Source organism: Sulfurimonas aquatica (assembly GCF_017357825.1).
In the GTDB taxonomy this organism is placed as follows: domain Bacteria; phylum Campylobacterota; class Campylobacteria; order Campylobacterales; family Sulfurimonadaceae; genus Sulfurimonas; species Sulfurimonas aquatica.
Genome location: NZ_CP046072.1, coordinates 1454464 through 1466776, shown reverse-complemented (window position 1 = coordinate 1466776; position 12313 = coordinate 1454464). Strand labels below are relative to the sequence as shown.

Below are 12313 nucleotides of genomic sequence, written 5' to 3'. Positions count from 1 at the left end.
GAGCATATGAGAGAATTTTTCCAAAGATTAGAAGATGGTAGTTTAGTAAGTATAGAAGTTGATATGAACGCTTTTGGCTACTCCAAGAGTTACCCTTGGCTTTTTAGCGTTTTTATAAAGTTTGACGCAAGCGATGAAAACGCACCTCAGTTTGAAGAGTTTTTAGAGACAAAAGAGAGTCTAATCATTCTTCTAGAGCATGAAGAAAAAGCCAAATACGTTGGTAGTAGAGTTGTTGATGGATGGAGTGAACTTTACTTCTATGCAAAGGACTCCAAATCTTTAGACGCGCAAGTCTCAAGCGTTTTAACGCCAAGTAATTATGTTTATGAGAGTAGCGTTGTAAAAGATGGTAGATGGGACTTTCATCATAAAAACCTAACGCCAACTGAACTTGAAGAGTGCCATATTCAAAGTGAAAAGATTATCTTTCTTTTAGAAGAAGAGGGTGATGAACTTGAAGTACCTCGCATTGTTGAGCATTACGTATCGTTTGACGTGCCTACTCAAAAAAACAGATTTATTAACACTCTTGATTTAGAAGGTTTTACATTTAAAGACGACATTAGTAGTGAAGAGTTTGAAAATGGTGTTGCACTTGTAAAAGAGCATGGCGTTAGAAGCGAAGACGTTAAAGTTGTAGTAGAAGCACTGTTTGAAAAAGTAAAAGAGTGTCAAGGTTATTATGAGGGTTGGAGTACTACTTTAGCTGATAAGATTAATTAAGAAGGAAATTATAAAATAAATGAGATTAATTTCTTTCTTGGTTATTTTTTTATACAGCTATGGACAAACTCTCTCACTAGAACAGGCTATAAAAAGCGCTTTAAGTAAAAATAGAGATTTAATCGTTTCTTCGTATGGTCCAAAAAAGTCTTCATTTAATATTTTAAAAGAAGAGGGCCGGTTTGACCTATCTTTAGAATCTTCTGTAAACTTTACTCAAGACAAATCCGCAATACAATTTACTTCAGATAGCACTAATTATAATATTGAACTATCAAAGTATAACTCATTTGGAACAGACATAAGCATACAGTATCAAAAAGATATTATAGATAGTAATCCTCCCTTTACTCTTAGCTCTTCAACTCCAAGGTTTGACTCTTCCCTTGGGCTGTCTCTTTCGCAAAACTTATTAAGAAACTTTGGTACGACTGTAAATAATACTCACATCAGTATTTCAAAAAAAATGTTACAAAGTGAAAAGTATAAGCTATTAGAGGCTACACTACTTATTTTATATAAAGTACAAATTGCATATTGGAATCTCTTTGAAGCACAGCAGAAGTATACTCTTGAACTATTTTCTCTTTCTTTGATTGAGGAGTTACTAAAGCAAAAAGAGAGAATGGTAGAATTAGGTGGATTTGCTAAGGCATTGCTTCTTGACATTAAGGCTTCTAGAGCTGATTCATTTACGCTTGTAGCGGATAGTAAGCGTAGTCTAGAAGTGGCAAAGTTAGAGTTCCTAGAAGTAATTGGTTTGCAAAATATTGATATTGAGTTGTCTGATAGGCCTTTTGAATATGATGTTAAATATTCAGAAGATAAAGAGAGATATATTGACAATCATCCGATGGTATTGATCAATAATATCAATGTGGAGAGCTTAAAGCAAATGAACAGTTTTTATGAAAATCAGATGTTGCCCTCTTTGAGTTTAGATGTTGGTTTTGAAACACATAATCCTAGCATAAGTGATAACTCTTTGAGCCCATATAAAGATAATCACAATGTATTTGGAGTAGGCTTACAGTTTTCTATGTCTATTGATAACTCTGTGATTAAATCAGATTTAGGTAAAGGTAGACTTTCGGAATTAGAATATAAAGCGAATGAAAATAGAATTAAATTTTATTTAAAAAGTGAAATTACAAAAGCAATAGCTAATATCAAATATATAAAAGAACTGCTTTTTGTAGCGAAGCAGAGTGTGGATATCCAAAAGAGCATTATAAAAAATGAAGATAAAAAATTAGAGCTAGGTTTGACTACGATGAAAAACTACTTAGATAATATGAAAGAGTTAACTAAACGCCAAATTAAACTATTGGAATATGAAGCAAGTATGATGCGCTACTTTGCTACTTACTATAATGCAGTTGCAAGTACACCAGAGTTTTTAAATATTGATATAAGTGAACTTAGATGAATAATGCAGGATTGATAGAACTTCTTAAAAATAGTCAAATATTTGGTTTCTTAGATGAAGAAATACTGGTATCACTCTCTGAGAAGTTTAGTCTTGAATTTTTCTCACATGGAGAACCTATTTTACATGAAGAAGAGACAAACAAAGATTTATATGTAGTCTATAGTGGTAAAGCAAACGTAGTCATGCGTGATGGAGCACGAACGAAGACTATAGCTACTTATCGACGTGGTAATTACTTTGGTGAAAATGCCATCTTAGAAAAAGAGGTTAAAACTCATGATATTGTTGCAATAGGCGATGTAGTTCTGGCAAAACTAAGTTATGATGATTTTAAAACCTTGTGTATTCAAAATCAAGAGTTTGAGAATTTTTTGCAAGTCTATTCGGGCAACCAAGCACTACAGGCATTTTTTAAAAACTTTGGATCATTTGGATCACTGACTGCCAAAGAGACTTCGAACTGGCTTTTTGAACTTAATTATGAAAATATCCGTAGTGATGGAGAGATTGTATTTTCAGAAGGTGAGGAAGGGGATAAGTTTTATATAATAGCTGCTGGAGCTGTAGAAGTATCAAAAAATATCAATGGAAATGACGTTGTGTTGACAACACTCGTTGCCGGCAAATTTTTTGGGGAAATGGCTTTAATATCAGATACTCCTCGTGCAGCGACAATTAAATGTTTAGGTGATACGCAATTAGTTTCAATTGATAAAGATCATTTTAAACACATGATTAATTCAAATCCCGCACTATCCTCGAAAATTAACAATATTATTGAAATGTATAAGGCCTCAGGAGTTCCCAAAGACGCTTTTTTACAAAAAAGCTTAGAAAAGAGCAGGGTAGGAAATATCCAAGAAGAAGAGATTAATGAAGGTCTTGATGGATTCAATTTAATAACAGCAAACACTCCACTATCATCAATGAGCGCATGTGCCTTAATGTTGATGTCATACTATGGCGTTAAGGTTGATAGAGACTATGTACATGACTATATAAACCGAATTGATTATTCACTTTTAGAAGATATTTTTAATGATGTAGCGTTTATGAATGCAACGGCAATTAATTTAAAGTACTCTGCATTAAAAAAGATAAAAGAGCCTTTTATTACCAAGCTAAACGATATATCCATTATTGTGTATGGTTTTGAAAAAAATATATATAAAGTTATTGACCCCTCAAAAGGTTTTTTAAATCTTCATAAGAATGTATTTAAAAAGTTTTATGATGGGGAGGTAATGTTAGTTGATAAACCATCAAAAAATAGCAATGAGAATAAAAAGATTACATTACATTCATTTTTAGAGACACTACTTCCATATAAAAAGATATTAGCTGAGATTTTAACAATTAGTTTATTTATATCTATATTAAGTCTTTTACCACCAATTTTTATTAGAATTTTAATAGATGACGTACTTGTACAAAATAATGAGAATATGCTCATAGTTATTATGGTCTCTTTAATTGTTGTGGCTATATTTACAGGACTATTGAACGCACTACGTAGTTATCTTCAGTTTTTTCTCTCAAGTAAACTACAAGTAGAGATTTTAGGAAGGGCCTACTCTCATCTTATATCCTTACCACTCTCCTATTTTCACAATAGAAATACTGGTCAAATAATGTCAAGTTTAGAAGATGGTAGGGTTGTTGAGAGGCACTTATCTCAGGTTATTTTTATTGTTCTCATAGATGGAATAACGGCATTAGCATTTACTTTTGCACTTGCGATAGGAAATATTAAACTCTTTCTTATATTTAGTGGTTTTGTTTTGATATTTGGTGGCGCGGTATTTACGGCCACATATTATGCTAGGCAGTATTTACCAAAAACACTATCTAGGAATGCTTCCACTGACCCTCATACTATTGAATCTATCAATAATATCTCAGTTATTAAAACATTTAATGCGGCAAATTTTAATAAAAAGATTTGGGAAGAGATGTTTATCAATAAACTGAGAAACCTTAACAAATCTATAACAATAAACTCAGTTTCAAACTCGGCAATTACTGCTATGAAAACACTAACAATTGCAGTTGTGCTAGGCTATGCTTCTATGTTGGCTCTCTCTAACGAGATTAGTATAGGTGAGGCACTGGCGTTTAATATGATAGCAATGTTGGCACTAACGCCACTGGGAAACATCATACAAATTTATAACGAAATATATGCAGCAGATGATCTCTCATCAGGCTTAAATAAAATTTATTCCGTCGAATCAGAATCAGGATTAAATGATAAAAAGAAACCTGATCTATATCTAAGCAAGGCTGATGTTGAATTTAAAAATGTATCTTTTTCATATGAAAAAGATAGTAAAAAAATTATTTCTAATTTTAACTTGCAGGTAGAACATGGTGAGTATGTAGCAATATTGGGAAGAATAGGAAGTGGAAAGTCGACGCTAATTAATCTTCTAACAAGAAGTTTTAATCCAGATAAAGGAACAATCTTTCTTGATAATAAAGATATATCACAAGTAAAGTTAGCCTCTCTAAGGTCGCACATTGGTGTCGTTTTTCAAGATACAAACTTATTTATGGGAACAATTCGCAGTAATATTAGTATAGGAATGCAAAATGCGACTCTTGCTCAGGTTGTTGAAGCTGCAACACTAGCTGGAGCGCATGATTTTATCATTAATATGCCAAAAGGATATGACAGTCAAGTTGGTGAAAAAGGTATGGGTCTATCAGGTGGTGAAAAGAGGTTGATCGCAATTGCAAGAGCCTTAGTTTCAAACCCTCCAATACTTATTATGGATGAGCCAACAAATGATCTTGATAGTGAGACTGAGCAGACCTTCAAAGATAATCTAAAAACCATTGGTTTTGGTAGAACTATGTTTATCATAACGCACAAATCATCTTTAATTAGAGATGCAGACAAAATTGTAGTTATGGATGAAGGAACTGTAGTTGAGAGTGGAAAACATTTAGACTTAATAGCGGATAGAGGCTATTATTTTTATTTAAGCGCAAAACAGATCGAATTGTCATAAAGGTAAAATATAATGAGCCAAACACAACAGTTTTTATTAAATAGACCCCATATATTAGCCCGTGGAGCATTCTATTCGTTTTTATTCTTAATGATATTTGCTTTAAGTCTATCATGGTTTACAACCATTAATATTGTAGCTAAAGGTACAGGGGTAATAAGTACGGTCAATGGACAAAAAGATATATATGTTGATTCAAATGGAGTTTTACTTGAAATATTTATCAAAAAAGGTGAGGAAGTTAAAAAAGGTCAAATATTAGCAACCATAAGTACTAACGAAATTGCAGAAATAAACACTAATTTAGAAAACTCTAAAGTCTTATACAATCTCTTACAAAGTGAGTATCGAAGTATTGAAAAATCTAGTGAAATTGAGATATTTTCAGCTGAGCAAACACTCATCCGTGCTAAAGAACAAAAAAAACTCTCAGAAAACCTTTTTAGCGAAGGTTTTATTACAAAAATTAAATACTTAAAAGCTAAGGATGAACTTGCGAGTGCTAGTGCAAATTTAGTTATTGTAAAGAATAAATATCTTATTAAATTAAATGAGATTAAATCTAAAATTTTAACTATAGAAGCTGATAATAAAATGAGCAGAAATAACATAACACTTTCAAATGCTAAACGAGGGAATATAGGAATGCATCAGGATAAAAATGATGCAATATATTCGCCAGTAGATGGAATTGTGGCGTTGGCTCAGAGTTGGGGAGAAAATATGAGCATTAAAAATAATCTACCCGTTTTTGTCATAGTACCTAAAAATGAGGATATGATAGCTAATGTAGAGATTCCTACATCAAAAATGACGAATGTAATCCTGGGGCAGGATGTAAGGCTAAAGATAGATGCATATCCGTACAAGCAGTTTGGCGTATGGAAAGGAAAACTAACTTATGTGAGTGCAACAAGTAAGTTAAACTCTTTAGGTGAGTTTGTTTATGAGACAACGGTTAAGCTTGATAAAAATGATATAAAAATAAAGAATAAACCTTTAATTATTGGTCAAACTCTTCATGCAGAAATTGTTGTTGCACGAAAAAGAATTATAATTTATTTGTTAGACTATTTACGAGGCATGGCAAAATAAAAATTACTGTGATAATTAGTAATCCTACTTTTGAGGTTCTGTTGGTATAATGTCAAAAAGAAAAGGTATTTAATGGATAGTATGTGGATTATAGTTAATAAAAGACCTAAAGTAAACATGAAGGGCTGGAACACTACTCTAGCAAAAGAAGAAGATGTTTAAACTAGTAGGGGTTATTAACTACATCGTAGTTATCTTTTTAAATGCTTTTACTGATCTTGGTCATAAAATCATCATCCAAAACACCATCTTTAAAGTCTACGATGGAGATATGCAGATAGTACTGACGGCCATCGTTAACGCTCTTGTGCTTCTCCCTTTTATATTAGTATTTTCTCCCTCTGGTTTTTTAGCGGATAAGTTTGCTAAAAACAGTATCTTAAAACACTCTTCCGCATTTGCCGTATTTATAACGCTAGGTATAACGTACTCTTACTATAATGGCTACTTTTTACTCGCATTTAGTATGACCTTTTTACTGGCACTTCAAAGCGCTATATATGGACCTGCGAAATATGGATATATAAAAGAGTTGGTAGGTACAAAATACATTAGCAGTGGAAACGCGGCAATTCAAGCGACAACAACCGTAGCTATTTTAGGTGGAATCATTTTTTATACTGTTTTATTTGAGGGGATGTATTCTCCGGAGCTTGTAAATGAATCAGAGATCTTAAAAGCCATAGCACCTATAGGATGGTTACTTGTTATAAGCTCCATAATAGAGTGGTATCTCGCTTCTAAACTTCCAAACAAGATGCTTAAACCAAGCGCTAAGAGATTTCAGGCAAACAAATACTTACGAGGCGAGTATTTACTTAAAAACCTCAAAGCTGTAACGCGAAAAAGCGAGGTATTTGAAGCCATCATCGCTCTGAGTCTTTTTTGGTCTATCTCTCAAGTGGTACTTGCTATTTTTGGAGAGTACGCTAAGAGCGAACTTGGAATTACAAACACTATATTTGTCCAAGGCGTTATGGCTCTTGCAGGCGTAGGTATAGTCATAGGCTCAATTTTGGCGGCAAAGTTATCAAAAGAGAGTATAAACATGGGCCTTACTGCTGTTGGTTCAGTCGGTATAACTCTCCTTGTGTTCTTCATTCCCTTTGTAAAGTCGATGCCTATCATGGCCTTTATGTTTACTCTGTTTGGAGTTTTTTCAGGTTTTTTGATGGTGCCACTTAATGCTCGCATTCAGATACTGTCATCTCGTATCCATTTAGGAACGGTGCTAGCCGGTAATAATTTTATACAAAATATTTTTATGGTTTCATTTTTAATTCTTACAACTATCTTTGCCTACTACGGGATGAACTCCGAGGTTCTTTTTTATCTTATGGGTATGGTTGGCGTTTACTTGAGTTATAAGTTAGTAATACTCTACTTTGTAGATACTTTTTGGAGTGTAATGAGATCTGTCTCAATTCTTCGCCATAGATATAACTACATAGGGCTTGAAAACATTCCCTCAAAGGGCGCAGTTCTACTCATAAGTAATCACGTTAGTTGGCTTGATTGGATTATCATACAGCTCTCAATTGCTAGACATATAAACTTTATGATGGATAAAGATATATATGAATGGAGAGGCTTTAACTATTTCTTTAAAAAAGGAGATGTGATACCTCTCTCTCCTCGTGCTTCAAAAGACGCGTTTAAAGAGGCAAGCCAAAGACTTCAAGATAAAAAAGTTGTTTGTATCTTCCCTGAGGGACAAATAAGCAAATCAGCTGAGTTGGGGAAGTTTTATTCTGGGTATGAGCTTATAGATAAGAGCTATGATGGCGTAATCGTCCCCGTCTTTATAGATGGAATGTTTGGGAGTAGCTTTTCAAAGTACAAAGAGCAAGATTTAAAAAAGGTTTTTCTTAAACGCCGCATAGTTAATGTTTACTTTGGAAAGTCAGTCAGTAAAGAGACAAAAGCGGATGAGATGAGAGAAATTATTAATAAGATGAAGGAAAAATATGAAACTAAATAAACCAAAATATTCGCTTTTTAAAAATGGAATGTATGCGCTTGAAGGTTTTGTGGACATGGTGAAAAATGAGAGTTCATTTAAACTTCAGCTTTTACTTTTTGTTGTGATGGGAGTAGTCGCTTGGCAACTTCCTATAAGTTTTGTGCACTCTAGCATACTTTTTCTATCACTTTTTATTCTTCTTATCGCTGAGGCTGCAAACTCCGCTATTGAGAGAGTTGTGGATTTAGTGACGATGGATTACCATATACTTGCCAAGCAGGCTAAGGACGTCTCAGCGACTATGGTACTTTTAAGTCTCATACTCACTGGACTTATCTGGGTGGCTGTTTTATGTGTGGCGTTTGAACTAGTTTAGAGTAGACTTTATGAGTTACAGACGTCAAACTCAAGCTCTTTTTCTGGCTACGTTCTTTCTTTTTTTAGATGTAAACGCAGACGTAGTGAGCAAGTCAAAAGTACTTATGGGAACTATAGTCACACTCTCACTTGAAGAAAATAACAAAAGGCATTTTAAGCCTGCGTTTGAAATACTAAATGAAGTAGAAAACTCACTCTCTTCATATAAAAAATCCTCACAAATCTCACTTCTAAACAAAAACAAAAGAGCCACATTGGACAGTTACTCTTATGAGGCGCTCTGTTTGGGTCTAGAGTATGCAAAAATTACAGATGGTTACTTTAACGTTGCAATAGGCTCTATTACAAAGGATTTGTATAGATTTGGAGAAGATGAGAGAGTTCCATCAAGGGATGAGTTAAGAAGGAGTGACACTTCTTTAAATAGTTTGGCGTTTAATAAAAAAGAGGCTCATATAGATGCGAGGGTTAAGATAGACTTAGGTGGCATGGGAAAAGGTTTTGGAGTAGATAAGGTGAGTGACTATTTAAAAGAAAAATCAGTTAGCTATGCGGTTATCGCGCTAAGTGGAGACATTCGTTGTTTAGGCTCATGCACTATAAATGTACAAAACCCATTTTCAGATGAACCATTTGCAGAGTTTGAGACTTTAAAAGAGGAGATGGGAGTAAGTACGAGTGGAAACTATAACCGTTATGTAAAGCAGATGAAAAACAACCATCTCATTAATCCTAAAACAAAAGAGTCTCAAGATAACTTTATATCCATTACTCTTATCTCTGAGCTAAAAAGTAGTGATTTAGACGCTTATGCCACCGCCGTAAGCGTTATGCCAAGGAAGCAAGCTTATAAGTTCTTAGATGGCTTAAATATCGCGTATATAATACTTGAGAGAGATAGAAAGCTTGTGGTGAGTGAAAATATAAAAGAGTATGTTAAAGACTTAGTCATTAATGATGCTATCAAAAACAAGCCAAAGCGCATAGAGAATTAAAAACTCGAACGTCACAAAAGAGATAATTTTTACATATGCAAAAAACTCAACTCCTTGTAGAATTAAAAATGGACTAGCTAACTCTAAAAAAGATACAAAAAACGTTGCATAAATCAGTATCGATACGTTTTTATTTTTAGCATGCTTAGTAAACGCCAGAAAATGGAGTATTACCATTACAAATAGTCCAAAAGAAAATATATGCGGTAGGATTATTTTGAGTAGCCCTTGTGGCGATTTAGCAACTATAAACTTCTCTTCGTTCCCCAAGTAATAATCGAGTACGGATTGATAGGAGAGTCCTATCTTATCATCAAAGATTACCAAACCGCTTACTAGTAGCGCTAAGGAGAAAAGTAAAAAATATAAAATGGCGTATTTGTAAATTAGTTGCAAGAGTATAACCTAAAGAGTGAGTACAAGCTCATATAGACGCCAAGTATATGCCAAGACAAAAAGCTAACTATATAAGGGTAGATAAAATCACTACTTATGAAGTAAGATAGAACTAATGCTAGCAAAGAGAAGAGGGCACATATCATTACAATATTTAAAACTAGAAGAGTGTGTCTACCTTTTGATGATAAGCGTATAAAGGCGCTACTCAGCGTGAGAAGTATCATCATAGAAAAAAATACTTCCATGTGAATGTACTCTAAAAATGAAGATTTACTCATAGGGTCAATAAACTCCTCTTCATTTCCCACTAAGGTATTCATGAGAGTAGTAAAAGTTAAGCCCATACTACTCTCTTTAACAAAAATATCAAAAATAAGATAAAGTAGTATAAAAAAAAGAAGCCCACCTAGGACAGGCTTCATCGTGTTATCTTCTCTTAAATCTTTTATGAGAGTAAAGCGCACTTACTTATCCTTTAGAAGTTCATTATATATACTAAATGCCACCCTTGAGCTATCGGTAATGCTTCTAGCGCTCAAAGTTGCTCCAGTAATAGTAGGTATGTCACGATTTAAAAGAAGCATATTGTCAGTATCTATATTTCTAAACTGATCATTCCATGTTTTTGTAGGGATATACTCTTGAGGCTCATTAAATGCGATAACCTCTATACTTTTTAAAATATCTTCAGATATAAAGTAAAGTACAACTGCATTTTTAGAACGTACTTTATTATTTACAAGAACGCCATAACCTAGGACTTTGTCATCTTTGGTTGCAGTGAATATTCTATATATTTTAGTGGAGAGCTTTACTTCGGCACTCTTTTGTATGCTCTCAAACTTACTTTTTGAGAGCATAATATTTTTTTTAACTACTTTTGAGTCTTGCCCGTAAACATCTTTCATAGCGTCTAAAGGAGAGATGAGTACCTTAGCGCTCAGTGGAAGCGCTAAGGATAAAAGTAAAAAAACATATATATTTTTCATTAAAAATCCTTAGAATATGAATCCCATAGAGAGACTAAAGATGTCTTTTTCATCAATATTACTCGCTTTAGAGTTGTCTTTATTCATCGCATAGTCGGCTTTTAGGACTACTTGCTCATGAGGAAAGTAATTTATACCTATAGTTAAGGTATCAGTTGACTCAACTGAGCCACCACCAGCTAACTCATCTTGAGCTGAGACACTCTCTAACTGAGCAAAAACTGGCATTTTATTGTTAGAGGCGAAGAGTGAACGTAAATCATATCCTATGTTTACAAAACCACCTTTAGCCTTTTGTGGCTCTCCCGTAGGCGCATCTTCACGAGTTGTCTGCGTTATAACGCCATAGGCTCTAAAGTCATTATTATTATAATCAAAATGCGCATCTATCATAGTTACGTCAGTGTCATTGTATGCAGACGCTCCAATAAATAAACCGTCAATGCCCGTATAGTCTAAGCGACCAACAATAGCCAAGCCAAGTCTGTTTTGATTTCTAAATGAGCCTATACGACTATCTCTTAACCAGTCATTTCCTTCACCCGCACCCATAGTTAAATCAAGAGCGGAAAAAGCACCTATTTTATAGAGTACGTTATCAGTTATTTGTCCATATGCCATAACTCCATTTTCATGCCATGTTGAAGGGATGAGTTTTTTAGACGTATTTGGTCTTTGAACAGTTGTAAAAAGAGTTGGCTCATGTTTTTCATTGATTAGACCCATTGGCATTAATTGGTTACCAAGTCTAACGTTAAAGTTTGCATTTCTTAAAAAGTCAAGATACATAAACTCGATGATTACATAACCATCACCAGCGGCTCCATCTTTACTTCCTCCATGTTCAAACTCAATTTCAGTATTCATAATGATGTTATCTGTAAATTTATAACCAATGTAAGGTATAAATCTATACACGTCGATTAAATCCGTATCAGCGGCGCCTTCATTTGAAGAGAATGAGTAGTCCATTTTTCCATAACCACCAATACTAAGTGGAGACTTTGAGTAGTAAACCTTAGAAGCGGCAGCTCCAAGACCACTATGAGACTTTGTTGGATCTACTGTAGTGTAGTTAAAACCAGTTTTTAAATCGCTCGTCTCATCAATAAGGCTCTGAGTAATCTCTTTTAAATCATTAATCTCTTGTTTTAACGCTTTTATGTCAGTCTCATTTGAAGCCATAAGAGAAGATGACGCCATAAGGGCACAAGCGAGTAAAGAAAGTGTAGTGTTTTTCATTTTTTAATTCCTAATTTTATATTTTATGATTATGATATTTACTATCAAAATCAATTGTTGAGCGAATTTTACAAATATTT

The 12313-nt window shown here is 33.9% G+C and carries 11 protein-coding genes; 7 read left to right on the top strand and 4 right to left on the bottom strand.

Annotation, left to right across the window (positions count from 1 at the left end):
* Positions 1-6 precede the first annotated feature (6 nt).
* The 7 genes from GJV85_RS07125 (at position 7) to GJV85_RS07095 (ending at position 9603) form a co-directional block, all read left to right on the top strand.
* Entirely contained in the window at positions 7-726 is a 720-nt protein-coding gene (locus tag GJV85_RS07125) for a DUF695 domain-containing protein (protein ID WP_207560703.1), read from the top strand.
* Between the two features lie 19 nt (positions 727-745).
* Positions 746-2155 carry a TolC family protein gene (locus GJV85_RS07120; protein ID WP_207560702.1) on the top strand — a complete coding sequence of 470 codons (1410 nt, stop codon included), beginning with the start codon at positions 746-748 and terminating at the stop codon, positions 2153-2155.
* A complete protein-coding gene (locus GJV85_RS07115) occupies positions 2152-5172 on the top strand; it encodes a peptidase domain-containing ABC transporter (RefSeq protein WP_207560701.1) in 3021 nt (1006 codons plus the stop codon). The genes GJV85_RS07120 and GJV85_RS07115 overlap by 4 nt, the downstream gene beginning before the upstream one ends.
* A 12-nt stretch (positions 5173-5184) precedes the next feature.
* The gene (locus tag GJV85_RS07110) at positions 5185-6267 is read left to right on the top strand and encodes an HlyD family secretion protein (protein WP_207560700.1); all 1083 of its coding nucleotides are present in this window, start codon (positions 5185-5187) and stop codon (positions 6265-6267) included.
* 154 nt (positions 6268-6421) lie between these two features.
* Positions 6422-8248, top strand: a complete 1827-nt coding sequence (locus GJV85_RS07105; protein WP_207560699.1) for an MFS transporter — start codon at positions 6422-6424, stop codon at positions 8246-8248.
* A complete protein-coding gene (locus tag GJV85_RS07100; protein WP_207560698.1) occupies positions 8235-8606 on the top strand; it encodes a diacylglycerol kinase in 372 nt (123 codons plus the stop codon). Before GJV85_RS07105 ends, GJV85_RS07100 begins: the two co-directional genes overlap by 14 nt.
* A 10-nt stretch (positions 8607-8616) precedes the next feature.
* Positions 8617-9603 (top strand): FAD:protein FMN transferase, encoded by a 987-nt coding sequence (locus tag GJV85_RS07095; RefSeq protein ID WP_242689762.1) that lies wholly within the window; start codon positions 8617-8619, stop codon positions 9601-9603.
* On the opposite strand, the gene GJV85_RS07090 is transcribed toward GJV85_RS07095, so the two are convergent.
* Genes GJV85_RS07090 through GJV85_RS07075 form a run of 4 tightly spaced genes read right to left on the bottom strand, consistent with a single transcriptional unit; the run spans position 9553 to position 12233 of the window.
* Complete coding sequence (locus GJV85_RS07090; protein WP_207560697.1) at positions 9553-9999, bottom strand: hypothetical protein; 447 nt, start codon at positions 9997-9999, stop codon at positions 9553-9555. The genes GJV85_RS07095 and GJV85_RS07090 overlap by 51 nt on opposite strands.
* Positions 9990-10466 (bottom strand): hypothetical protein, encoded by a 477-nt coding sequence (locus tag GJV85_RS07085; RefSeq protein WP_207560696.1) that lies wholly within the window; start codon positions 10464-10466, stop codon positions 9990-9992. Before GJV85_RS07085 ends, GJV85_RS07090 begins: the two co-directional genes overlap by 10 nt.
* Positions 10467-10991, bottom strand: coding sequence for an FMN-binding protein (locus tag GJV85_RS07080; protein ID WP_207560695.1), 525 nt, complete (start codon positions 10989-10991; stop codon positions 10467-10469).
* A gap of 9 nt (positions 10992-11000) precedes the next feature.
* On the bottom strand, positions 11001-12233 hold the full coding sequence (locus GJV85_RS07075; RefSeq protein ID WP_207560694.1) for a porin: 1233 nt from the start codon (positions 12231-12233) through the stop codon (positions 11001-11003).
* Positions 12234-12313 lie beyond the last annotated feature (80 nt).